19 protein-coding genes are annotated in these 22,201 nt (G+C 72.8%); 8 read left to right on the forward strand and 11 right to left on the reverse strand.

The features are described 5' to 3' along the window. Positions 1 to 33: 33 nt before the first annotated feature. Together ACTVZO_RS24005 and ACTVZO_RS24010 are read right to left on the reverse strand one after the other, a co-directional pair. The gene (locus ACTVZO_RS24005) at positions 34 to 1,374 is read right to left on the reverse strand and encodes an MFS transporter (RefSeq protein ID WP_443300346.1); all 1,341 of its coding nucleotides are present in this window, start codon (positions 1,372 to 1,374) and stop codon (positions 34 to 36) included. A gap of 25 nt (positions 1,375 to 1,399) precedes the next feature. After that, a complete protein-coding gene (locus tag ACTVZO_RS24010; protein WP_362303244.1) occupies positions 1,400 to 1,837 on the reverse strand; it encodes a MarR family winged helix-turn-helix transcriptional regulator in 438 nt (145 codons plus the stop codon). A gap of 119 nt (positions 1,838 to 1,956) precedes the next feature. On the opposite strand from ACTVZO_RS24010, the gene ACTVZO_RS24015 reads away from it, so the two are divergent. Further along, complete coding sequence (locus ACTVZO_RS24015) at positions 1,957 to 2,139, forward strand: hypothetical protein (RefSeq protein WP_030156886.1); 183 nt, start codon at positions 1,957 to 1,959, stop codon at positions 2,137 to 2,139. Positions 2,140 to 2,176: 37 nt separating this feature from the next. Here the strand turns inward: ACTVZO_RS24015 and ACTVZO_RS24020 are convergent, their stop codons facing one another. After that, a complete protein-coding gene (locus ACTVZO_RS24020; protein ID WP_443300347.1) occupies positions 2,177 to 3,637 on the reverse strand; it encodes an NCS2 family permease in 1,461 nt (486 codons plus the stop codon). A 155-nt stretch (positions 3,638 to 3,792) separates the two neighbouring features. On the opposite strand from ACTVZO_RS24020, the gene ACTVZO_RS24025 reads away from it, so the two are divergent. Beyond that, the gene (locus ACTVZO_RS24025) at positions 3,793 to 4,104 is read left to right on the forward strand and encodes a DUF2530 domain-containing protein (RefSeq protein ID WP_443300348.1); all 312 of its coding nucleotides are present in this window, start codon (positions 3,793 to 3,795) and stop codon (positions 4,102 to 4,104) included. Positions 4,105 to 4,224: 120 nt separating this feature from the next. Then, complete coding sequence (locus ACTVZO_RS24030) at positions 4,225 to 6,678, forward strand: HAD-IC family P-type ATPase (RefSeq protein WP_443300349.1); 2,454 nt, start codon at positions 4,225 to 4,227, stop codon at positions 6,676 to 6,678. Between the two features lie 29 nt (positions 6,679 to 6,707). Here ACTVZO_RS24030 and ACTVZO_RS24035 read toward each other — a convergent pair whose 3' ends face one another. The 4 genes from ACTVZO_RS24035 to serC all read right to left on the reverse strand — a co-directional run bounded on the left by ACTVZO_RS24035 (position 6,708) and on the right by serC (position 12,751). Next, on the reverse strand, positions 6,708 to 9,872 hold the full coding sequence (locus tag ACTVZO_RS24035) for a sacsin N-terminal ATP-binding-like domain-containing protein (RefSeq protein WP_443300350.1): 3,165 nt from the start codon (positions 9,870 to 9,872) through the stop codon (positions 6,708 to 6,710). Positions 9,873 to 9,929: 57 nt separating this feature from the next. After that, positions 9,930 to 10,568: a class F sortase gene (locus tag ACTVZO_RS24040; RefSeq protein WP_443300351.1), complete on the reverse strand. Its 639-nt coding sequence runs from the start codon at positions 10,566 to 10,568 to the stop codon at positions 9,930 to 9,932. Then, entirely contained in the window at positions 10,561 to 11,349 is a 789-nt protein-coding gene (locus ACTVZO_RS24045) for a hypothetical protein (RefSeq protein ID WP_443300352.1), read from the reverse strand. The genes ACTVZO_RS24040 and ACTVZO_RS24045 overlap by 8 nt, the downstream gene beginning before the upstream one ends. 283 nt (positions 11,350 to 11,632) lie before the next feature. Further along, complete coding sequence (gene serC / locus ACTVZO_RS24050) at positions 11,633 to 12,751, reverse strand: phosphoserine transaminase (protein WP_443300353.1); 1,119 nt, start codon at positions 12,749 to 12,751, stop codon at positions 11,633 to 11,635. A 50-nt stretch (positions 12,752 to 12,801) separates the two neighbouring features. On the opposite strand from serC, the gene ACTVZO_RS24055 reads away from it, so the two are divergent. Genes ACTVZO_RS24055 through ACTVZO_RS24065 form a run of 3 tightly spaced genes read left to right on the forward strand, consistent with a single transcriptional unit; the run spans position 12,802 to position 17,001 of the window. Then, the gene (locus ACTVZO_RS24055; protein WP_443300354.1) at positions 12,802 to 15,642 is read left to right on the forward strand and encodes an FAD-binding and (Fe-S)-binding domain-containing protein; all 2,841 of its coding nucleotides are present in this window, start codon (positions 12,802 to 12,804) and stop codon (positions 15,640 to 15,642) included. A gap of 46 nt (positions 15,643 to 15,688) precedes the next feature. Continuing rightward, positions 15,689 to 16,645, forward strand: coding sequence for an EamA family transporter (locus tag ACTVZO_RS24060; protein ID WP_443300355.1), 957 nt, complete (start codon positions 15,689 to 15,691; stop codon positions 16,643 to 16,645). After that, positions 16,645 to 17,001: a DUF1801 domain-containing protein gene (locus ACTVZO_RS24065; RefSeq protein WP_443300356.1), complete on the forward strand. Its 357-nt coding sequence runs from the start codon at positions 16,645 to 16,647 to the stop codon at positions 16,999 to 17,001. The genes ACTVZO_RS24060 and ACTVZO_RS24065 overlap by 1 nt, the downstream gene beginning before the upstream one ends. Positions 17,002 to 17,033: 32 nt before the next feature. On the opposite strand, the gene ACTVZO_RS24070 is transcribed toward ACTVZO_RS24065, so the two are convergent. Together ACTVZO_RS24070 and ACTVZO_RS24075 are read right to left on the reverse strand one after the other, a co-directional pair. After that, a complete protein-coding gene (locus ACTVZO_RS24070) occupies positions 17,034 to 17,243 on the reverse strand; it encodes a hypothetical protein (RefSeq protein ID WP_443300357.1) in 210 nt (69 codons plus the stop codon). After that, on the reverse strand, positions 17,236 to 17,391 hold the full coding sequence (locus ACTVZO_RS24075) for a hypothetical protein (protein WP_443300358.1): 156 nt from the start codon (positions 17,389 to 17,391) through the stop codon (positions 17,236 to 17,238). The genes ACTVZO_RS24070 and ACTVZO_RS24075 overlap by 8 nt, the downstream gene beginning before the upstream one ends. Before the next feature lie 134 nt (positions 17,392 to 17,525). Between ACTVZO_RS24075 and ACTVZO_RS24080 the strand changes: the two genes are divergently transcribed. After that, complete coding sequence (locus tag ACTVZO_RS24080; RefSeq protein WP_443300359.1) at positions 17,526 to 18,872, forward strand: hypothetical protein; 1,347 nt, start codon at positions 17,526 to 17,528, stop codon at positions 18,870 to 18,872. Here ACTVZO_RS24080 and ACTVZO_RS24085 read toward each other — a convergent pair. Next, positions 18,789 to 19,841, reverse strand: coding sequence for a helix-turn-helix transcriptional regulator (locus ACTVZO_RS24085; RefSeq protein ID WP_443300360.1), 1,053 nt, complete (start codon positions 19,839 to 19,841; stop codon positions 18,789 to 18,791). The genes ACTVZO_RS24080 and ACTVZO_RS24085 overlap by 84 nt on opposite strands. 39 nt (positions 19,842 to 19,880) lie before the next feature. Here ACTVZO_RS24085 and ACTVZO_RS24090 point away from each other — a divergent pair, with 39 nt between their 5' ends. Beyond that, positions 19,881 to 20,336 (forward strand): hypothetical protein, encoded by a 456-nt coding sequence (locus ACTVZO_RS24090; protein ID WP_443300361.1) that lies wholly within the window; start codon positions 19,881 to 19,883, stop codon positions 20,334 to 20,336. A 92-nt stretch (positions 20,337 to 20,428) separates the two neighbouring features. Here the strand turns inward: ACTVZO_RS24090 and ACTVZO_RS24095 are convergent, their stop codons facing one another. Continuing rightward, positions 20,429 to 22,069: a CocE/NonD family hydrolase gene (locus ACTVZO_RS24095; RefSeq protein WP_443300362.1), complete on the reverse strand. Its 1,641-nt coding sequence runs from the start codon at positions 22,067 to 22,069 to the stop codon at positions 20,429 to 20,431. Positions 22,070 to 22,201: the final 132 nt, after the last annotated feature.

Below are 22,201 nucleotides of genomic sequence, written 5' to 3' on the forward strand. Positions count from 1 at the left end.
ACAGGCCCTAGGCCGCCGGGCCCGGCTGCGCCGTCAGGTGGCTGCGACCAGGTCGGGCTCGCGCACCGCCGGGACGAACGTCACGCCGTGGCGGTTCACGCGGAGCCGGAGGTTTCCGACTCGGGCCAGCACCACCGCGACCGCGACGGACGCCAGCAGCGAGATCACACCACCCGAAGCCATGCCGATCCGCGCCCCGTAGCTGTCGGTGATCCAGCCCAGCAGCGGCGCGCCCAGCGGCGTGCCGCCGGTGAAGACCATCATGAACAGGGCCATGACCCGCCCCCGCATCTCGGGGTCGGTGGCCATCTGCACGCTGGAGTTCGCCGTCACGTTGACCGTCAGCCCGAAGATCCCGATCGGCACGAGCAGCGCCGCGAACAGCCAGAAGCCCGGTGCGAAGGCGGTCACGGTCAGCAGCACCGAGAACAGCACGGCCGCCGCCACCAGCAGCCGCAGCCGGGAGTGCCCCCGCCGCGCGGCGAGCAGGGCGCCCGCCAGCGAGCCGGCCGCGATCAGCGTGTTGAAGAGCCCGTACGTGCCCGCGTCCCCGTGGAACACGTTGCTCACGTACGCCGACAGCCAGATCGGGAAGTTGAACCCGAAGGTGCCGATGAAGCCGACGAGGACGATCGGCCAGACCAGCTCCGGGCGCCCGGCGACGTACCGCAGGCCTTCGCGCAGCTGCCCCTTGGCGCGGGGCCGCGGCTCGACCGGGTGCAGCTCGTGCGTCCGCATCATCAGCAGCCCGGCGATGGGAGCGGCGAAGGACAGTCCGTTCAGCAGGAAGGCCCAGCCGGAGCCGAACGCGGTGATCAGCACACCGGCGATGGCCGGGCCGACCAGCCGCGCGGACTGGAAGTTGGCCGAATTCAGACTGACGGCGTTGGCGACCTGGTCCTTGCCGACCATTTCGGGCACGAAGGTCTGCCGGGCCGGGTTGTCGACGACGGTGATCAGGCCGAGGACGAAGGCGGCGAGGTAGACGTGCCAGACCTGGACGTGTCCGGCCAGGGTGAGCGCGGCCAGCGCGATGCCGGTCAGGCCCATCGCGCTCTGGGTGGTGAGGAGCAGCGGCCGCTTGGGCAGCCGGTCGGCGAGTACGCCTCCGTAGAGCCCGAACATCAGCATCGGCAGGAACTGCAGGGCGATGGTGATGCCGACGGCGGAGGCCGAGCCGGTCAGGGAGAGGACCAGCCAGTCCTGGGCGATGCGCTGCATCCAGGTGCCGGTGTTCGAGACGACCTGACCGGTCGCGAAGAGCCGGTAGTTCCGGATCTTCAGCGAGCTGAACATGGAGTTCTTGCCCGCGAGGGGGGTGTCGGGGGTGGATATGTGGCCGGGTGCGGAGTCTGCTCCGGTTCCCGTACTCAAAAGCTTTCGCCTCCTGGCGTCGTTCCTACAGGTGCGCGAGCTTTTCCAGGACGGGCGCGGCTTCGCGCAGCTTGGCCCATTCGTCCTCGGTCAGCTCGGCCGCGAGCCCGGCCAGGAAGGCGTTGCGCTTGCGGCGGCTCTCTTCGAGCATCGCTTCGGCCTCCTCCGTCTGACGGACCACCTTCTGGCGGCGGTCGTCGGGGTGCGGTTCGAGCGTGACCAGGCCCTTGGCCTCCAGCAGCGCGACGATGCGCGTCATCGAGGGCGGCTGGACGTGCTCCCGCCGGGCCAGCTCGCCAGGTGTCGCCTGGCCGCAGCGGGCGAGGGTGCCGAGGACCGACATCTCGGTCGGGCTCAGCGATTCGTCGACGCGCTGGTGCTTCAGGCGCCGGCCCAGCCGCATGACGGCGGAGCGGAGGTCGTTCACGGCGGCAGCATCGTCGCCATGGGTAAGGTCACGCATGTTCTTTAGAGTAACTCATTACTCTATCTAAGGAAAACCATTTTCGGTCGTCACTCGTACGGGTGAGTCGGCGGCGGAAAGTGACACGCGTCCGCACCCGGTGGCCCGACTCTTTCGGCATGGGGACACATGTGCTGAGCATGCGCATAGACGGGGAGCTCCTCGACAGGCTCCGGACTCATGCCGCCAAACGCGGAATGAGCGTCCAGGACTACGTGGTCCGGACGCTCATCCGCGATGACTTCGACGAACGCTTCAAGGCGGCCGTCGACGAGACAGAGAAGTTCTACGGGCTGACCTGAGCCCGGGCGCGACCCTCGCGCGCCCCGTGCGCGACCTTTACGTGAGGCCGAGGGCCGGCATCGCGTAGTAGAAGACGAACACCGCCGACACGACGTACATGGCCACCGGGACCTCACGGCCCCGGCCGGTCGCCGCACGCAGCGCGCAGAAGCTCACGAAGCCGATGCCGATGCCGTTGGTGATCGAGTACGTGAAGGGCATCATCACCATCGCCAGGAAGGCCGGGACGGCGATGGTGAAGTCGCTCCAGTCGATGTCCTTGACGGATCCGGCCAGGATCAGGAAGCCGACCGCGACCAGGGCGGGGGTGGCCGCCTGGGACGGGACCATCGTGGCGAGCGGGGTCAGGAACAGGGCGACCGTGAACAGGCCGCCGGTCACGACGTTCGCGAAGCCGGTACGGGCACCCTCGCCGACCCCGGCCGTGGACTCCACGAAGCAGGTGGTGGCCGAGGAGGAGGTCGCGCCGCCCGAGGCGACGGCCAGGCCGTCGATCAGCAGGACCCGGTTGATCCCGGGGAAGCTGCCGTCCTTGTCGATCAGCTTCGCCTCGTCGCCGACACCGAGGATCGTGCCCATGGCGTCGAAGAAGCAGGACAGCAGCACGGTGAAGACGAACAGGACGCCGGTCAGCATCCCGACCTTCTCGAAGCCGCCGAACAGGCTCACCTGGCCGACGAGCCCGAAATCGGGGGCGGCCACCGGATTGCCCGGCCACTCGGGGACGGTCAGGCCCCAGGCCTCGTTCGGGAGGCCGGCGACGAGCTGGACGGCGACCGCGACGACCGTCATCACGACGATGGAGATCAGGATCGCGCCCGGCGTCTTGCGGATCAGCAGGGCGAGGGTGAGCAGCACACCGACGACGAAGACCAGTACGGGCCAGCCGTGCAGGTGGCCGCCCGTGCCGAGCTGGAGCGGGACGGTGGTGTGCGCGGCGTCGGGGATGCGGGTGACGAAGCCCGAGTCGACCAGGCCGATCAGCATGATGAACAGGCCGATGCCGATGGCGATGCCCTTGCGCAGGCCCAGCGGGACGGCGTTCATGACGCGCTCGCGCAGGCCGGTGGCGACCAGCAGCATCACCACGAAGCCGGCCAGCACCACCATGCCCATGGCGTCGGGCCAGCTCATGCGCGGGGCGAGCTGGAGGGCGACGACCGTGTTGACGCCGAGGCCGGCGGCGAGCGCGATCGGGACGTTGCCGATCACGCCCATGAGGAGCGTGGAGAACGCGGCCGTCAGGACGGTGGCGGTGACGAGCTGGCCGCCGTCGAGCTGGTGCCCGTACATGTCCTTCGCGCTGCCCAGGATGATCGGGTTCAGCACGATGATGTAGGCCATCGCGAAGAAGGTCGCGAAGCCGCCGCGGACCTCGCGGGCGAGGGTCGAGCCCCGCTCGGAGATCCGGAAGTGGCGATCGAGGACCGAGGTCTCGCGAGGGCCGGGTTCCGGGGCGCTGGCCGCGGTGGCGGTGGCCGGGGCAGGGGTGCTCATGCGGTCCTCATTGGGTGGTTCATACGAAGAAAATGGGCCACGCCCAAACCGTTTCAGTATGAACACATGAAGAAAGGAGCGTCCATCTCCGCGCGTAGACCCCCGGGACAGGGCCTCGTGGAAGGCGGCAGCCGCCACCCGCCTAGACTTGCCGCATGGCGAAATGGACTCCGAAGCACGAGGCGCCCGAGCCCCTTGAGGGTCCGGTCGTCGCCACCATCACCGGCGGCACGATCCTCTGGTTCGTCCTCTTCGTCGTCCAGCTCCCCTTCTACGGGTGGTTCTCCGACCGCGGCATGCTGTGGTGGGTCTGGACCTGCGCGGCCGGCGGCTTCCTCGGCCTGATCGGCGTCTGGTACGTCCGGGGCCGCGACGCCGCCCTCAAGCGCCACGCTGCCGCCGCCGCTGCGGCCCCCCCTGCCCCGGCCGGGCCGGGCGCGCCGGACCGGCAGCCCGGCCCGGCCTGACCCCCAGGGGTGCCGGACGGCCGTACAAGGGGGACCAAGGGAGGATTGGGGTCATCCCGAAGTCGGATCTTCGGACTTCTCGGCGGGTGAAGCGTTCGAACCGCCCTTACCGTCGGAAGCATGACGCAGCGGGCGAAGATCGAACAGGACGGGCCGGAGCCGGCCGGCGGCGCCATCGACGCGGGGGCCGAACTGGATCCCGTCCACCCGATGCGGCCGCCCGCACCCCGGTTCAAGGCCGGCGGCCTGACCACCGCCGAGGTGGCCGAACGCGTGGCGCGCGGCGACGTCAACGACGTCCCCGTCCGCAGCAGCCGCTCCACCGTCGACATCGTCCGCGCCAACGTCTTCACCCGGTTCAACGCGATCATCGGCGTGCTCTGGGTGATCATGCTGATCGTCGCACCGATCCAGGACAGCCTCTTCGGCTTCGTGATCATCGCGAACACCGGCATCGGCATCATCCAGGAACTGCGCGCCAAGAAGACCCTCGACAGCCTCGCCGTCATCGGCGAGGCCAAACCCAGCGTCCGCCGCGACGGCCGCACCGCCGAGATCTCCACCTCCGAGATCGTCCTCGGCGACGTCATCGAACTCGGACCCGGCGACAAGGTCGTCGTCGACGGATCCGTCGGCGAGGCCGACGGCCTGGAGATCGACGAGTCCCTCCTCACCGGCGAGGCCGACCCCGTCCTGAAGAAGCCCGGCGACCCGGTCATGTCCGGCTCCTTCGTCGTCGCCGGCGGCGGCGCCTTCACCGCCACCAAGGTCGGCCGCGAGGCCTACGCCGCCCAGTTGGCCGAAGAGGCCTCCCGCTTCACCCTCGTCCACTCCGAGCTGCGCTCCGGCATCTCCACCATCCTCAAGTACGTGACGTGGATGATGATCCCGACCTCGATCGGCCTGATCATCAGCCAGCTGCTCGTCAAGGAGAACAACCTCAAGGACTCCATCGCCCGCACCGTCGGCGGCATCGTCCCGATGATCCCCGAGGGCCTCGTCCTCCTCACCTCCGTGGCCTTCGCGATCGGCGTCATCCGCCTCGGCCGCAAGCAGTGCCTGGTCCAGGAGCTGCCCGCCATCGAGGGCCTCGCCCGCGTCGACGTGGTCTGCCTCGACAAGACCGGCACGCTCACCGAGGGCGGCATGGACGTCACCGAGCTCCGCCCGCTCGGCGGCGCGGACCCCGCGTACGTCAAGAAGGTGCTCGGCGCCCTCGGCGAGTCCGACCCGCGCCCCAACGCCAGCCTCCAGGCGATCATCGACGCCTATCCCGACAGCGCGGAATGGCGCTGCACCGAGTCCCTCCCCTTCTCCTCCGCCCGCAAGTACAGCGGCGCCAGCTTCAGCGAGGGCGACGGCGAGAACAACACCTGGCTGCTGGGCGCCCCCGACGTCCTGCTCCCCACCGGGGACCCCGCCCTCGACGAGATCAACGACCTCAACGAACAGGGCCTGCGGGTCCTCCTGCTGGCCCGCTCCGCCCGCGAACTCGACGACGAGGCCGTGGCCACCGGGGTCCGCCCGACCGCCCTCGTCGTCCTCGAACAGCGGCTGCGCCCCGACGCCGCCGACACGCTGCGCTACTTCGAGGACCAGGACGTCAAGGCGAAGGTCATCTCCGGCGACAACGCCGTCTCCGTCGGCGCGGTCGCCGGCAAGCTGGGCCTCCCGGGCGCCGAGAACACCGTCGACGCCCGCAAGCTCCCCACCGAACAGGCCGGCATGGCGCAGGTCCTCGACGCCAACTCCGTCTTCGGGCGCGTGACCCCGCAGCAGAAGCGGGACATGGTCGGGGCCCTGCAGTCCAGGGGCCACACGGTCGCCATGACGGGCGACGGCGTCAACGACGTGCTCGCCCTCAAGGACGCCGACATCGGCGTCTCGATGGGCTCCGGGTCCGAGGCCACCCGGGCCGTGGCCCAGATCGTCCTCCTCAACAACAGCTTCGCGACCCTCCCCTCGGTGGTCGCCGAGGGCCGCCGGGTCATCGGCAACATCACCCGCGTCGCGACCCTCTTCCTCACGAAGACCGTCTACTCGGTCCTCCTCGCGATCCTGGTGGTCTGCTCGCAGGTCGAATACCCCTTCCTGCCCCGCCACCTGACCCTGCTGTCCACCCTCACCATCGGCATCCCGGCCTTCTTCCTGGCCCTCGCCCCGAACAAGGAACGCGCGAAGCCGCACTTCGTGAAACGGGTCATGCGCTACGCCATCCCCGGCGGCGTGATCGCGGCGACGGCCACCTTCATCACGTACCTGATCGCCCGCGCCCACTACGCCGGCCCGGACGCCCTCAAGTCCGAGACCAGCGCGGCCACCCTGACCCTCTTCCTCACCTCGATGTGGGTCCTCGCGATCATCGCCCGCCCGTACACGTGGTGGCGGGTCGGCCTGGTCGGCGCCATGGGCGGCGCCTTCCTGATCGTCCTGGTCGTCCCCTGGCTCCAGGACTTCTTCCAGCTCAAACTCCAGGGCGTGACGATGCCCTGGATCGCGGTCGGCATCGCGGCGGCCGCCGCGACCCTGATCGAGTTCACGTTCCGGTGGGTGGACCGCAAGTTCCCGGCGTAGCTCCGCCGCGGACATCCGTCGGACACCCCCTAGTCGAACCACCTGTCGCGGGCCAGTTCCGCCGTGCGGGACGGGTCCTCCAGGAGGGCCGCCACCTCGAAGCGGCGGGGCCATTGGCCTGCCGACCAGGCCAGACCGGCGGCCACGCCCTCCAGGGTGGAGGCGTGGAGGGTGCCGTCGGGGGTGTGGCGCCAGTCCAGTTCGACGCCGCCCGCGATCAGTTCCTCGTGCTCGACGTACGTGACCGGCGCCGAGGGGCCGAGCAGGATGCGGACCGGCTCCGGGACCTCGTGTTCCTCGCCCGGGGTGGTGACCTCCGCCGGGACCGTGTCCGAGAGGCGGCGGACCTGGAGGAGGTCCGCCAGGTCCGCCGCGCGGGACGGGGCGACCGGGAGGAGGGGCAGGTCCCGGGTCAGCGGCAGCAGGTCCGGGGCGTCCGCGATGACCGCGTCCGCCGCGTCCACCACCAGGACCTCGCCGTCCACCACCGCGCGCAGCTCGTCGGGGAGGGTGACCTGATCCGGGTCGAGACCGGCCAGCGCCGAGTACAGGCCGTGCAGCTGGCGGCCCGTCACCTCGCGATCCGGGTCCGCGAGGCGGGCCAGGAGCTCGGCCGCGCCGCCCGGTTCGTCCAGCAGGGCCGGCACGGTCGTCCGTACGCCCAGGGCCCGCAGGACCTGCTCGTCCTCGAAGCCCGTGGCGTCCGCCGGGGTGTAGAGGCCCGCCAGCAGCGGGTCGCCGCCCGCCGCGCGCAGGCCGGCCGGGCGGCGGCCGTCGAGCACCGGGTGGTCGCGCAGCCACCAGGCGGTGTACGGGCGCACCGACTGCGTGGTGCCGTCCGGGAGCAGGACGCGCACCGGCTGGGTCAGCGCGTCGCGCAGCGGCGGCTGGGCGAGCATCGCCAGGGCCTGCGGCCAGCAGTCGTCGTCGACCAGGTCGAGGTCGCGGACCGCGACCAGTTCCGTGGCCACCGGCGGCACCGGGGTGTCCGGCAGCTGGTCCAGGACGTCCTCGCACCACACGTCCACCGCGTCCAGCAGGCCCGCGTCGTCCGGCTCGGCGAAGTCGCCCTCGCGCGGCTCCAGTTCGTCGGGGTCGAGCACCACGTCCGTGGCCCGGACCAGCTGGAAGACGGCCAGTACCCCGCAGGCGGTGAGGGTGTCCGCGTCCCACCGGGAGGCCAGTTCGGCGTCCACGTACGGAACCTCGTCCTCGCGGATCACCGAGGCGAGCGGCGAGCCGGGCAGCAGCAGTTCACCGGCCGGGGTCAGCTCCCCGTCCTCGTCCGGCAGGGCCAGCGCGCCCAGCCAGGGCTCGTCGCCCGCAGCCAGCTCCGCGTCCCGGACCAGGCCCAGGACCACGTCGGCCAGCTCCTCCGGGTCCAGCGCGTCCTCGTCCCAGATCTCGCCCGCGTCCATCGAGCCGGCCACGGCGGCCCGCACCTGCGGGGTCGTCAGGACGGCCCGCGCGGTGGCCGGGAGGGCGCCGAGCTTCTCCAGCAGCGGGTGGGCGGCCTCCGGGTGGGCCACCTTCAGCCCCAGCCGGGCCAGGTCCGCCGGGGTGTCCGCGTACGGCAGGAGGACGTGGCGCGGCCCGATCGTCGTACGGCCGTCGGCGAGCGGCACGGGCAGCCCGGACAGCCGGTCCGGGTCGACCCCGGCGAGGGAGTCGTAGAGCCGGTGCCACCACTCGGGGGTCCGCTCGATGCCCGCGATCCGCTCGATGGCGTCGCCGAGCGGCAGCCGGCCCACGCCCAGGGTGCGCAGCTCGGCGCGGCGCTCCAGGCCGGCCGGGAGCAGGGTCGGCAGGACCTCGGCGAGGACCCGTACGGTGTCGGCGCCCGCGCCCTCCACCACCTCGGCTTCGAAGGGGCGCAGCGCGGCCCGCTCCTCGGCGTGCTCGGGCGGGGCGGCGGGCGCGAGGAAGGCCGTACGGGGGAGGCGCCGGAGCACGGCGGCGCGCAGCGCCCCGTCCAGCTCGCCCTTGCCGAGCGGGCCGGGCACCAGGTCCACCAGGCCGGTGGTCACCGGGTCCCAGGCGCCGAGGAGTTCGGCGTACGCGTCGGCCGCGCGCTCGACGAGGAAGTCGGTCAGCGGGCCCGGCGCGGGGTGCCGGCGGGTGGTGTCCAGCGGCAGGCTCGCGATGAGCAGGGCGGGGATGCCCAGCGGTTCGTCGGTGGGGGTCGGCGCGTGCACGACGGGCGCGGTGGCCGGGCGCAGCGGCGCGCCGTCGGTGTCGACGGGCACGGCCCAGGACACCGACCAGGAGGGCCGCAGCCGTTCCTCCACGGGCCGGTCGGCGAGCAGGGCCTTCTCGAGGGGGCCGCCGTGGCGGACGGTGCGCCACCGGCTGGTGCCGGAGCGGGAGTCCTCGATGACGGTGTACGGGCCCTCTTCGCGGCGGAACAGGGTGCGGGCGGGGCCGGCCGGGGTCTCGACGACGACCTCGCGCAGCCCGGGCAGGGTCAGCAGCAGGGCGTCGTCGATACCGGTCAGGAGCCGCTCGGCGAGGTCCTCGGCGGCGGCGTCGCGCAGCGGCAGGACCACGACGGTGTCGTACCCGTCGGGCGCGGTTCCCTCGGCGGGCAGCGGGAGCCGCAGCAGCGGTACGTGGCCGTCGCGGCGGCGCAGTTCGTCGCCGAGGCCGGGGCTGCCGACGGCGGCGTCGCGGGCCAGTTCGCGGGCCTCGGCCAGGGACCAGCGGACGCCGCCGTGGCGGCCGAGGACGGCGGGTTCGTCGGAGACGGCGAGGACGGCCGCGAAGCCGACGCCGAAGCGGCCGACGGCGGCCCCGGCTCCCGAGCCGGTCGCCGTGCCCGTTGCCGTGCCCGTCGGCGCGCCCGCCGGCTCCCGCTTGGCGGAGGCGCGCAGGGTGCTCAGCGACTCCACGCCCGTGGCGTCGAGCGGAGCACCGGTGTTGGCGGCGGCCAGGACCGCGTGCCCGCCCTCGCCCGCGTGCAGGGTGAGCCGCAGCCGGCCCGGCACTCCGGCCCGCGCGGCGGCGTCGGCGGCGTTCTGGGCCAGCTCCACGACCAGCCGGTCGCGGTAGCCGCCGAGCGCCAGGTCCTCCTCGGCGTTGGCGTCCTCGCGGAACCGGGCCGGGCCCGCCCCCCAGGCGTCGAGCACCCCGCGCCGCAGCCGGGCCGTGCCGAAGGGGTCCACGCCGCTCTGGGCCGCCGTCACTCGCACGCTCACGCCGCTGCCTCCACGCTGTGCTGCTTCCAAGAACTCCTGAAGGTACCGCCTGCCGGGCTACCGCTTGCCCGTGAGGTGCGCGAACACCACGACGTTGGCATCCCAGTGACGGTCCTTGGTGAGGTTGCCGCCGCAGGTGATCAGGCGGAGCTCCGCCGCGCCGTGCGTGTCCCCGTAGACCTTGTCCGTCGGGAACGCGTCCTTCTTGAAGGTGTCGACCGCGTCGACGGAGAACTCGGCGGTGGTGCCGTCGGCCCGGTGGACCTCGATCTTCTCGTCCTTCTTCAGGTCCTTGAGGTCGAAGAAGACGGCCTTGGGGGCCTGCGGGGTGTCCATGTGGCCGACGATCGCGGCCGCGCCCTGCTCGCCGGGGGTGGGGCCCTGGTCGTACCAGGCCGCGTCCTGGGGTCTGGCGAAGTCGGGCTCCTTCATGACCCCCTGGGAGTCCAGGCCGACCGTGTCGAGCGGGGCGTCCACCTTGATGTCGGGGATCCGGATGCGGTCGGGGACGGACGGCGGGAGCGAGGAGGCGGCGGCCGCGTTCGCGTTCACCGGGTCGCTCGGCTTCGGGCCGCCGGCTGCCGAGCAGCCGGAGGCGAGGACGACGGCGAGGGCCGAGGCCCCCGCCAGGGCGGCCGCGCGGCGTGCGCGGCCGCCCCGGCGGAGCGGTGCCGGAGCGGGTGCGGACTCAGGCATTGCTGGTCTCGGGGGCGTAACCGGCCGGGGCCTCACCGGTGTTCACGGAGCCCTTGGGCTTCTTGTGCTCGCTCGGCTTCAGCGGCTGGGGCTTCGGCTGCGGCTTCACGTCGGGGGCGCCGCCCTTGGCCTCGGTGGAGAACTTGACGGTGTCGAACTGCTTGCCGCCCGCGAAGGCCTGGACGCCGTAGTAGCCCGTCTTGACGTTCTTGGCCACCACCGCCGTGCCGGTCCAGGTGCCGTGGCCGTCGCTCTTCAGGTCGACCTGGCCGCCGAAGGCGTCGGACTTGACGAAGGCGCTCTTCTCGTCGGTCTTGATGGTGACGACGACCTTGTCGCCGGGCCTGCCGAAGTCGGTGGACAGCCGTACGCCGGACGGCTTCGGGGCGGGCTTGTCGCCCTTCTTGACGGTCAGCTGCGCGGTCGCCTGGAGCTTGCCGCCGTCGGGGCCGGTGCCGGTCAGCGAGACGCCGTACGTGCCGTCCGCGACGTCGGTGACCTTGGCGGTGCCGCCCCGGCCGTCGGTCATCTTCACGTCGGCCAGGGCCTTGGAGGAGACGGAGAGGTGGGTCGAGCCGTCCGGGACGTCCATCTGGAAGCTGACGGAGGCGCCCGGTTCGGCGCTGGAGGCCGACAGCTTCAGGCTCGCGGTGCCCGTGTGGGTGCCCGTGCTCGCCGAGGGGCCGGCGACCGGGGAGTCTGCGGCGAAAGCGGTGGTGGCGCCGCCGAGGGCCATCGACGAGGCGAGGACGATCGCCGAAAGGGTGAGTGCCTTGCGCATGGGGATTCCTCCTGAACGGGCCGGGGTCTTTCCCGGCACACCAGACATGAGGGACATCCTGGGCGGTTGGTTGCGGGCCGCCGCGGGGGCGGGGAGGGGCCCGGCCGAAGGTCCTCCGACATAAAGGCGCAGGCGGGGGCGTGGGCCGGGAACCTCCGTTGACGGGGTCTTTGCCCCGATTTTTGGGACCAAAGGCCCGGAGCGGCGGCCGGATACGGCGGAGCCCCCGGTGACGAGACGTCACCGGGGGCTCACCGCACAGCCGTAGCTGTGGCCGTCGCTGTCAGAGGTTCTCGATCACGTAGTCGATGCACGCGGTCAGCGCCTGCACGTCCGCCGGGTCGATCGCCGGGAACATCGCGATGCGGAGCTGGTTGCGGCCGAGCTTGCGGTACGGCTCGGTGTCCACGATCCCGTTGGCGCGCAGCACCTTCGCGACGGCCGCCGCGTCGATGTCGTCCGAGAAGTCGATCGTGCCGATGACGGCGGAACGCTTGTCGGCGTCCACGACGAACGGGGTCGCGTACTTGGACGCCTCGGCCCAGCCGTACAGGTTGCGCGCGCTGGCCGCCGTACGACCGGTCGTGAACTCCAGGCCACCCTGGCCGTTCATCCACTCCAGCTGCTCGTTCAGCAGGAAGAGGGTGGACAGCGCCGGGGTGTTGTACGTCTGGTTCTTCAGCGAGTTGTCGATCGCCGTCGGCAGCGAGAAGAACTCCGGGATGTGCCGGCCCGACGCGTGCACGCGGGCGGCCCGCTCCAGCGCGGCCGGGGAGAACGCCGCCAGCCACAGGCCGCCGTCCGAGGCGAACGACTTCTGCGGGGCGAAGTAGTAGACGTCGGTCTCGGTGATGTCCACCGGCAGACCGCCGGCGCCCGAGGTCGCGTCCACCAGGACGAGCGACCCGGCGTCCGCGCCCGCGACGCGCCTGACCGGCGCCGCGACACCCGTCGAGGTCTCGTTGTGCGTGTACGCGTACACGTCCACGCCCGCCTCGGCCTGCGGCTCGGGGTGCGTGCCGGGGTCGGAGGAGATGACGGTCGGCGCGTCCAGCCACGGCGCGAGCTTCGCGGCCTTGGCGAACTTCGAGGAGAACTCGCCGAACGTGAGGTGCTGGGACTTCTGCTCGATCAGCCCGTGCGTCGCGATGTCCCAGAAGGCGGTGGAGCCGCCGTTGCCCAGGATCACCTCGTAGCCCTCGGGGAGGGAGAAGAGGTCCCGGAGCCCCTGACGCACCGAGCCGACCAGGTTCTTGACCGGGGCCTGGCGGTGCGAGGTTCCGAGCAGGGAGGTACCGGTGGCGGCCAGGGCGTCCAGCGCCTCGGTCCGCACCTTGGAGGGGCCCGCGCCGAAGCGTCCGTCGGCGGGCTTGATGTCAGCGGGAATCTGGATCTCGGCCACGAGCGGAGCGTATCGGGTCCCGGTCCGCGCCTCGGAACCCCGTCCACCCGATGAGACGCATCGGGGGCGAGCGCGGACGCGGGCACCCGCACGGTGGCAGGGTGGAGGCCGTGACGACACCCGGGGAACTCGAACGGACCTTGCGGGCGGAGCTGCGCGGCGAGGTGGACTTCGGTGCCGCGGCCCGGGCACTGATGACCATGGACGCCTCCAACTACCGGCGCGTACCGGTCGGCGTCGTCGCGCCGCGCGACGCCGACGACGTGGCCGCCGCGCTCGGCGTGTGCGCCGCCGCCGGGGTACCCGTCGTCCCGCGCGGCGGCGGCACCTCCATCGCGGGCCAGGCCACCGGAGTCGGCGTGGTGCTCGACCTCACCCGGCACATGAACGGCCTGCTCTCCGTCGACCCGGCCGCGCGCCTCGCCGTGGTCCAGCCCGGGCTGGTCCTGGACCGGCTGCGCGACGCGGTGCGCCCGCACGGCCTGACCTTCGGCCCCGACCCCTCCACGCACTCCCGCTGCACCCTCGGCGGCATGATCGGCAACAACGCGTGCGGGGCCCACTCGGTCGCCTGGGGGACCACCGCGGACAACGTGGCCGAGCTGGCGGTGACGGCGTACGGCGGCGCCGCGCACCGCATCGGGACGGGCTGGCCGGGAGCGCCGCAGGGATTGCGCGAGCTGGTCGACGGCAATCTGGCACTCCTGCGCACCGCGATGGCGGGCGGCTTCTCCCGGCGCATCTCCGGCTACGGGGGACTCGACGCGCTGCTCCCCGAGCGAGGGGTGGAGCTCGCGCGGGCGTTCTGCGGGAGCGAGGGCACGCTCGGGGTGGTCACCGAGGCGGTGGTGCGCCTGGTGGAGCTGCCGTCCGCGCCGGTGCTTGCGGTCCTGGGCTACGCGGACGAGAGCGCGGCGGCGGACGCGGCCGCCGGGCTGCTGCCGTACGGGCCGCTCACGGTGGAGGGGATGGCGCAGGACCTGGTCCGCGGCGCCGCCGGCCTGCCGAAGGGAGGGGCCTGGCTGTTCGTGGAGATGCGGGACGAGGGCGCGGCGCGCGCGCTCGTACGGGGCGCCGACGCGCTCGACGCGCTGGTGGTCACCGACCCGGCGGCGCAGCGGGCGCTGTGGCGGATCCGGGAGGACGCGGCGGGCACGGCGACGCGGCTGCCGGGAGGGGAGATGGCCTGGCCCGGGTGGGAGGACTGCGCGGTGCCGCCGGCCCGGCTGGGGGCGTACCTGCGGGACTTCCGCGCGCTGCTGGCCCGGCACGGGCTGCGCGGATCGCCGTACGGGCACTTCGGCGAGGGCTGCGTGCACGTACGGATCGACTTCGACCTGGTGTCGGCGCAGGGCGTGGCCCGCTTCCGGGCCTTCTCCACCGACATGGCGGACCTGGTGGTGTCCCACGGCGGCTCGCTGTCCGGGGAGCACGGGGACGGGCAGGCACGGGCGGAGCTGCTGCCGAGGATGTACGGGGCGGAGGTGGTCCGGCTCTTCGGCGCGTACAAGGACGTCTGGGACCCGGCGGGCGGCATGAACCCGGGGATGCTGGTCCGCCCGGCGCGCCTCGACGAGAACCTCCGCTTCGCGGTCCTGCCGGACTCGGCCTTCGCGGGGGAGGTGGCCCGGTGCGTGGGGGTCGCGAAGTGCCGCTCGGCCGACGCGGGCGGGCCGGGGGTGATGTGCCCCTCGTACCGGGCCACGGGGGAGGAGCGGCACTCCACGCGGGGCCGGGCCCGGCTGCTGCACGAGATGCTGGCGGGCGAGGTCGTACGGGACGGCTGGCGCTCGCCGGAGGTCGCCGAGGCGCTGGACCTGTGCCTGGGCTGCAAGGGGTGCCTCAGCGACTGCCCGGTGGGGGTGGACATGGCCTCGTACAAGGCGGAGTTCCTGCACCACCACTGGGCGGGCCGCGTCCGGCCCCTCGCGCACTACACCCTGGGCGGCCTCCCGGCCTGGCTCCGCCTGATCGCCCGCCTGCGAGCGGCCCGCCCGGCGAACGCGCTGGCGCGCCGCATCCCCGTCCCGGGCCTCGCCCGCGAACGGGCCCTGCCGGAGATCGCCCGCGAACCGTTCACGCGCGGGCACCGCGGAACGCTGCGGGAGCGGGAGCGGGAGCGGGGGCGGGGGCGGGAGGTGGAGCGGGGATCGGGCGATGCCGCCCAGGACCCGACTGCCGTCACCCTCTGGCCGGACACGTTCACGGAGTACCTCGCCCCGGAGGCCGGGCACGCGGCGGTGCGGGTGCTCGAGGCCGCGGGACTCGGCGTCACCGTCCCCGCCGGCCCGGTGTGCTGCGGCCTCACCTACCTCTCCACCGGCCGCCTCGACCGCGCCCGCACGGTGCTCCGCCGCACCCTGACCGCCCTCGGCGAGAACCCCGGAACCGGCCCCGTCCTCGTCCTCGAACCCAGCTGCGCCGCGGCCCTGCGCACCGACCTCCCCGCCCTGCTCCCCGACGACCCCCGGGCGAAGGCCCTGGCGGCGGCCGTCCGGACCCTCGCCGAGACCCTGGAGGAGCACGCTCCGCACTGGCAGCCGCCCCGCCTCGACCGGCCGGTCGCCGGCCAGACCCACTGTCACCAGCACGCGGTGCTCGGCGACGCCGCCGACCGGCGGCTGCGCGAGCGGGCCGGGCTCACCGTCGAGCTCAGCGGCGGCTGCTGCGGCCTGGCCGGCAACTTCGGCTTCGAGCCGGGCCACCACGGGGTGTCGGTGGCCTGCGCGGAGGAACAGCTCCTGCCGTCGCTGCGCACGGCCCCGCCGGACGCGGTCGTCCAGGCCGACGGATTCTCCTGCCGCACCCAGATCGCCCAGCTGGGCGGGGTCAGGGCCCGCCACCTGGCGGAACTCCTGGCGGAGGGGCTGGACCGGGGCGAACCCGTGTAAGGCAAGACACGGAGCCACACTCCTTACGAACGACTAACCTGGAGAGATGCCCGCACCCTCCCCGTCCCCGACGGCGAACGCCACCCCGGCCACGGCCGCCACCCCGGCCACGGCCGCCACCCCGGCCACGGCCGTCCCGGCCCCCGCGGGCTCCCGCTTCGGTCCGGTCGCCCTGGTGGTCTCGGCCGGGATCTCGGTGCAGTTCGGCGCCGCCCTCGCGGTCATGATCATGCCGCGGGCGGGCGCGGCGGGCGTGGTCACCCTGCGCCTCGCGGCCGCCGCGCTCGTGCTGCTGCTCCTGTGCCGCCCCAAGGTGCGCGGCTACCTCCGCGCCGACTGGGGCACGGTGATCGCCTTCGGCGTGGCCATGGCGGGCATGAACGGTCTCTTCTACCAGGCCATCGACCGCATCCCGCTCGGCCCGGCCGTCACCCTGGAGGTGCTCGGCCCGCTGGCCCTGTCCGTGATCGTCTCCCGGCGCCTGGTGAACCTGCTCTGGGCGGGCCTGGCCTTGGCCGGCGTCGTGCTGCTGGCCGGCCACGGCGGGGCCGGCTTCGGCGGCCTCGACCTCGTGGGCGCGGCCTACGCGCTCGGGGCGGGCGCGATGTGGGCGGCGTACATCGTGTTCAGCGCGCGTACGGGCCGCCGCTTCCCGCAGGCGGACGGCCTGGCCCTGGCGATGGCGGTCGCCGCCGTCCTGTCGCTGCCGCTGGGCATCGTCGAAGCCGGCTCGGCCCTGCTGGTGCCGAGCACCCTCGCGCTGGGCCTGGGCGTGGCCGTGCTGTCGTCCGTACTGCCGTACACCCTCGAACTGCTGGCCCTGCGACGGCTCCCGGCCCCGACCTTCGCGATCCTGATGAGCCTGGAACCGGCCATCGCCGCCACCGCCGGCTTCCTCGTACTGAACCAGGCCATGTCCGCCCTGGACGCCCTGGCCATCGCGCTGGTGATCGCCGCCAGCATGGGGGCGGTCCGCTCCCAGACCCGGAAGCAGGCCGCCTGATGGACGCCGCCGCCTACCTCGCCGCCGTCCCGGACGCCCGCCGCGAGGCCTGCACCCTCCTGCGGGAGCTGTGCCTGACGGAACTGGCGGGCTTCGAGGAGGTCATCGCGTACGGGATGCCCGCGTACGTCCGGCCCGGCGCGGAGGCCGCGGAGATCGCCTGGGCGAACCAGAAGCAGTACATCTCCTTCTACCTGCTGCGCACGGACATCCGCGACGCCTTCGCGGACCGCCTGGCCCCCCACGACATGGGCAAGGCCTGCCTCCGCTTCCGCAACCCCGCCAACGTCGACTTCCCCCTCCTCCGAGACCTCCTCCAGGCCACGGCCTCGGCCGCTCCGGGCCGGACCTGCTGAGCCAGGACACGGCTCCCGCCGGAGCTCCGGGGTCATCCGGCCGGCTCGATGTTGTCCACAGCGGTGGAGAACTCGCGGCCTGACGCGGTGCGGACGTACGCGAGCTCCATCCAGTGCTCGTGGGCCGTGTTCGAGACGTTCTCGTTGATCACGGCCATCAGCACGCCCTCGACACCGGAAGCCACGTCGCGCACACGGCGCCGCAGCAGACGGTGGGGCACGTAGGCGTACCGCTCAGTCATCGGACGCCTCCTGGAGGGAGGAGGCGAATCGCTCCCACCCGTTCAGCGCGCGTTCCAGGAGGTCTTGGCTGGGCTCGGGCCAAGGGGTGTCCGGGATGTCGATGCCGCGCACGCCCTGGGCGCAGCTGTGGATGATTCGGTCGCACATGTCACTCCCCGGCGGGCCGGCAACTTGCGGTGGATCACTGCTCGTTGTGAAGAGGTAACCGCACGCAACCTCTCCGCGAGTACCGTTGGAGGGTCGGAGAAGCATGCAAGCCATGCACCTGTCGGGAGTTGCTCATGGCGCGACGCTCACGCACACCCAACGCCGGTCTGCCGACGCTCCTCGAGCAGGCCGGATGGTCCAGAAACCAGTTCGCCTCGATCGTCAATCGCATCGGGGCGGAGGCGGGGCTCGCCCTCACGTACGGCCAGCCCGCCGTATCCCAGTGGATCGCCGGCCACCAGCCGCGGCAGCAGGTCAGAGCGCTGATCGTCGAGGCGTTCGAGCGGAAACTGGCACGGCCGGTCACCTATGCCGAGGCGGGGCTCACGCCGCCGGATCGTGATGCTGGGGCGGACACCGTCCGGGACCTCGTAGACCTCGGGAGGGCCGACATGGATCCGTCCAGGCGGCGTGTGGTGGCTGCGGGGGTGTTCTCCGCCGCGCTGGCCGTTCCCCTGTTCCCGGGCCTGGCGCGGGCGGCCGACGGGTCCGGACCGGTGGGGCCCGGGAAGGCGACGACGCGGGTGGGGCAGGCCCAGGTGGTCACCGTGCGGGCGATGACGGACCGGATCGCGGACATCCTCGACGAGCTCGGGGCGGGGCACGCCCGGCCCATGGCGGCGGCGTTCCTCGTGAACACCGTGGGGCCCTGGCTGAAGGCCGAGGCGGCCGCTCCGGTGCGCCGGAGCCTGCTGGCCGCGGCCTCCGACCTCGTGTACCTCACGGGGTGGATGGCCATGTACGAGCGGCAGCACCGGCTGGGCCAGGACTACTACCTGTCCGCGCTGAAGCTGGCCGGGGAGGCCGAGGAACACGTCACGTACTGCCGGACCTTGCGCGGCATGTCCCTCCAGGCTTCCAACCTCGGCTACGGCCGGCGCGCGCTGGAGCTCGCCGACTCGGCGGCGGAGGCGGCTCCGGTGGCCGGGCCGCGGCTCGTGGCGTTCCTCCGGGGGCAGCAGGCGCACGGGGCGGCGATGGTGGGGGACAAGCGGCAGGCCTTCGCCCGGCTCCGGGAAGCGGAGGAGGCGCTGGCGCGCGCCGACGACCGGCGGGAGTCGATCGGAGGGTACGACCGGACCGCCTATCTCTTCCACGTCGCCCACGTGCAGAACGAGACCAAGGACGTGCCCGGTTCGGTCCGGACCCTGCGGGAGTCGATCCGGGTGCAGCCCGCGAACGAGCGGCAGGGCAGGCTGCACGCGTACGGGCTCCTCGCCCAGCGCCAGCTGTCCATCGGGCACGTGGAGGCCGCGTGCGAGTCGTGGGACAGGTTCCTCGACGCGTACGAGGTGCTCTCGTCCGCACGGGGTGACGAGCACTTCGAGGTCATGAACCTACGGCTCGGCCCCTACGGAACGGTCCGCGCCGTACGGGCCCTGCGCGAGCGGGCCCGCCACGTCGGCGTTCTCAAGGGCTGAGGCCGCGGGCGGGTCGTAGTGGGCGGTCATCGCCGACAGGGTGGTTCGGATGCGGGCGCGGAGGGACGGCGGGGCGAGGACCTCCGCGTCCGCGGCCAGGGACAGGAACTGGGATTCCGCCTGGGTGTGGGACTCGATCGGGAGGGTCGCGCGGGTCCAGCCCGGCAGCTCCGGGTCCGGGTGGCCGGTGGTGGACAGGGCGCGGGCCTGGGGGCCCGTCAGGGTGGATGCGGCGCGGGGGGAGAGGCGTACCTCGGCCTGTTCCGGGTACAGCCGCGCGTGGAAGTCCTCCTGGGTCCGGCGCCAGTGCCCGGCCAGGTCGAAGCCCTCGGGGAGCTCCGCGGTCCGCGTCGTCCGCGTCACCGACAGGATCTGGTCCACCCGGTACGTGCGGGCGCCGTCCGGGCCCGCCACCAGGTACCAGCGGCCCGCCTTCAGGACCAGGCCGTAGGGGGCGAGGAGACGGGTCACCTCCCTCGGTTCCTTCCAGCGCCGGTACAGCACCTCGATCATCCGGCCCTGCCACACGGCGTCGGCCACCTCGGGGAGGTACGGGGTCTCCTCGTGCTCCGCGTACCAGCCCGGCGCGTCCAGGTGGAACCGCGCCCGCATCCGGTCGGCCTGTACGCGCAGCTCCGGCGGCAGCGCCGCCCGCAGTTTCAGCTGGGCCGCCGACAGGGCCCGGCCGAGGCCCAGTTCCGCCGCCGGTCCCGGCATCCCGGTCAGGAACAGGGCCTCCGCCTCGCCCGTGCTGAGCCCCGTCAGCCGGGTCCGGTAGCCGGCGAGCAGCTGGTAGCCGCCGCTGTGCCCGGCGTCCCCGTACAGCGGGACGCCCGCCGCGGCCAGCGCCTCCGCGTCGCGGTAGACCGTACGGACGGACACCTCCAGCTCGCCCGCGAGCTCGGCGGCGGTCATCCGGCCGCGGGTCTGGAGCAGGAGGAGGATCGACAGCAAGCGGCTCGACTTCACTGACACATGGTGTCAGTGAAGTGCTCCTACGGTCCTCGCATGAACGATTTCGACTTCCTCGCCGGTACCTGGGACGTGGCCAACCGCTGGCGTACCGACTTCCTCGACGCGGACAGCGCGTGGGAGGAGTTCCCGGCCGTTTCCCACATCTCCCGCCACTTCGACGGCGGCGCCAGCTTCGACGAGATCGACTTCCCGACGAAGGGCTTCGGCGGTCTGACGCTGCGCCTCTTCGACCGGGAGCGCGAGCAGTGGTCGCTGTACTGGTCGAGCCGCCGCACCGGCGTCCTGTTCCCGCCCGTCGTCGGCCGGTTCGAGGACGGGCTCGGGGTCTTCGAGGGGGAGGACACGTACGACGGCAAGCCGGTCCGCGTGCGGTTCGTGTGGTCGGGGACGGAGCCGGGGCGGTCGCCGCGCTGGGAGCAGTTCTTCTCGCTCGACGGCGGCACCGGCTGGATCCAGAACTGGACGATGGACTTCACCCGTCGCCCCTGAGGCCGTACGCCCCGCCCGGCCCGCCACGGGGGAGTGGCCCGGGCGGGGCGTACCCCCTTCAACCGGCCGCGACCACCTGAGACCGGCTCCGACTAGCCCAGCGGCAGGTCCAGGTACGAAGGCGTCGCCTCCGGCGAGGTGAAGGCCAGTGTCGCGCGCGGCAGGTTGGCGTCACCGTAGAAGGGGTCGCGGGCGTCGATCACCAGCAGCAGCCGGTTGCCGCGCTGGACGTCGTACGCGGTGGCCTGGAGCTCGATGTCCGCGCTGATCAGGCTGTCGGGCGGCGAGTCGAGGTCGGTGTACGGGGCGTGCGTGACGATGTGCGCCGTGCCGTCGGGCGCGGTGTCGAGGAGGTACGCCACGAAGGCGGAGCCGGGGTTGGGCGCCCGGTAGGTGACGCGCAGTTTCGGTGTGCCGCGCAGCCGGGTGGTCTCCTCCACCGGCGCCGAGGCCCATACGGCGGCCACCGAGCGGTCGATCTCGCCCGTCGGGTAGGCCTTGGGCCGGCCGGCCATCTCCGCGTAGCCGGCGAGGACCACCGCGTCGGCGACGGTCGCCAGGGTGTCCACCCCGCACAGCACGGTCGCCGTCCAGCCCGCCTCCGGTGACTCCGCCAGGTCCCCGCTGCCCGCCAGGTGCAGCCGGTGCGTGTGCTCGGTGAGGGAGGGCCAGGTCGGGCGGGGTTCGAGGGTCTTGTTCCACATGACCTCGCTGAGCACCTCGCCTTCGTCGCCGATGCCGTTGTCGATGTCCTTGAGGTGGTGGTCGAACCAGCGGTGGGCGTCCGTCCAGATGCGGTTCGGCAGGCCGAACATGCCCGACGACTCGGGGCCCGAGTGGTCGCCTATGGACAGGACCATCCGCTTGGGGCCGGTCAGTTCGTTGAACATCCTCAGCGTCTGGTTGGGCGGGAAGAGCGTCTCGTGCCAGGCGTGCGCGTACAGGACGGGCACCTGACGGCGGTTGAGCTCCTTGACGTGCGTGAGGGGCGAGCGCTGCTCGGCCCAGGCCAGGGTGCCCGTGATGTCGCGGCCGGCCAGGACGTTGTCGAAGACGCTCTGCGTCTGCGGGCTCAGCCGCGCCTTCGCGGCCGCCTCGAGCAGGGCCCGTACGGCGGCGACGTGCCGGGTGGAGTTCTCGTAGAACGCCTCCCCGAGGTCCCCCCAGGAGCTGAGCGCGACGACGGCGTCGACGCGGGTGTCGTGCGCGGCGACCAGCTGGCCGATGCCCGAGCCGTACGAGTCCCCGAGGAAGCCGACCTTCGTCACCGGGCCGGCGGTGCGCTCGATGAGGTGGTCCAGGGCCCGGCTGCCGTCGGCGACGTCGAGCGGGCCCGCCACCTCCACCTGGCCTTCGGAGCCGGGGAAGCCCCGGGTGGTGTAGGCGAGGACGTTGTAGCCGCGGGCGGCGAAGAGGGTGGCCTGCACGGCGTACACGAGCCAGCCCAGGCTGGTCCACGGCGAGGGCATCACGATCAGCGGGCGGGGCCGGCTCCCGGTGTGCCGCCAGAGCGCGGCGTCGAGCAGGTCCCCGTCGGCGCCGGTCACCTTGCCGCGGGTGAACACGGCCACGGACCGGACCTCGGCGATCTCGGCGGCGCGGGCGGGGGAGAGGCCGGTGACGTCACCGCTCTCCAGGGCCGTGACAAAGGCGTGCAGGGCGTTGGCGTCGAGCTCGGGGTAGAGGGAGAAGGGGGTCCGGGGAGGTTGCGGGCTGTGGGCGGCTGGAGTCACGTCAGTTCATCCTCTTCGTCGTGGTCTGCGTCGAGTGACATGAACGTGCTGCGCTCGCCCGGGCCCGGAGCGGAGCGTCCAGTATCGACGGGACATCCGGTGACGTATCGCGAGTTTCCGGCGTACGGCCAA

The sequence above is a fragment of the Streptomyces sp. IBSNAI002 genome (assembly GCF_052244475.1).
Classification (GTDB): Bacteria; Actinomycetota; Actinomycetes; order Streptomycetales; family Streptomycetaceae; genus Streptomyces.

What these genes read in the sequence shown, in the direction of transcription:
- ACTVZO_RS24010 (WP_362303244.1), bottom strand. Translation starts at nt 1,837, where the DNA reads ATGCGTGACCTTACCCATGGCGACGATGCTGCCGCCGTGAACGACCTC.
- ACTVZO_RS24015 (WP_030156886.1), top strand. Translation starts at nt 1,957, where the DNA reads ATGGGGACACATGTGCTGAGCATGCGCATAGACGGGGAGCTCCTCGAC.
- ACTVZO_RS24020 (WP_443300347.1), bottom strand. Translation starts at nt 3,637, where the DNA reads ATGAGCACCCCTGCCCCGGCCACCGCCACCGCGGCCAGCGCCCCGGAA.
- ACTVZO_RS24025 (WP_443300348.1), top strand. Translation starts at nt 3,793, where the DNA reads ATGGCGAAATGGACTCCGAAGCACGAGGCGCCCGAGCCCCTTGAGGGT.
- ACTVZO_RS24030 (WP_443300349.1), top strand. Translation starts at nt 4,225, where the DNA reads ATGACGCAGCGGGCGAAGATCGAACAGGACGGGCCGGAGCCGGCCGGC.
- ACTVZO_RS24040 (WP_443300351.1), bottom strand. Translation starts at nt 10,568, where the DNA reads ATGCCTGAGTCCGCACCCGCTCCGGCACCGCTCCGCCGGGGCGGCCGC.
- ACTVZO_RS24045 (WP_443300352.1), bottom strand. Translation starts at nt 11,349, where the DNA reads ATGCGCAAGGCACTCACCCTTTCGGCGATCGTCCTCGCCTCGTCGATG.
- ACTVZO_RS24055 (WP_443300354.1), top strand. Translation starts at nt 12,802, where the DNA reads ATGAGACGCATCGGGGGCGAGCGCGGACGCGGGCACCCGCACGGTGGC.
- ACTVZO_RS24060 (WP_443300355.1), top strand. Translation starts at nt 15,689, where the DNA reads ATGCCCGCACCCTCCCCGTCCCCGACGGCGAACGCCACCCCGGCCACG.
- ACTVZO_RS24065 (WP_443300356.1), top strand. Translation starts at nt 16,645, where the DNA reads ATGGACGCCGCCGCCTACCTCGCCGCCGTCCCGGACGCCCGCCGCGAG.
- ACTVZO_RS24070 (WP_443300357.1), bottom strand. Translation starts at nt 17,243, where the DNA reads ATGACTGAGCGGTACGCCTACGTGCCCCACCGTCTGCTGCGGCGCCGT.
- ACTVZO_RS24075 (WP_443300358.1), bottom strand. Translation starts at nt 17,391, where the DNA reads ATGTGCGACCGAATCATCCACAGCTGCGCCCAGGGCGTGCGCGGCATC.
- ACTVZO_RS24080 (WP_443300359.1), top strand. Translation starts at nt 17,526, where the DNA reads ATGGCGCGACGCTCACGCACACCCAACGCCGGTCTGCCGACGCTCCTC.
- ACTVZO_RS24090 (WP_443300361.1), top strand. Translation starts at nt 19,881, where the DNA reads ATGAACGATTTCGACTTCCTCGCCGGTACCTGGGACGTGGCCAACCGC.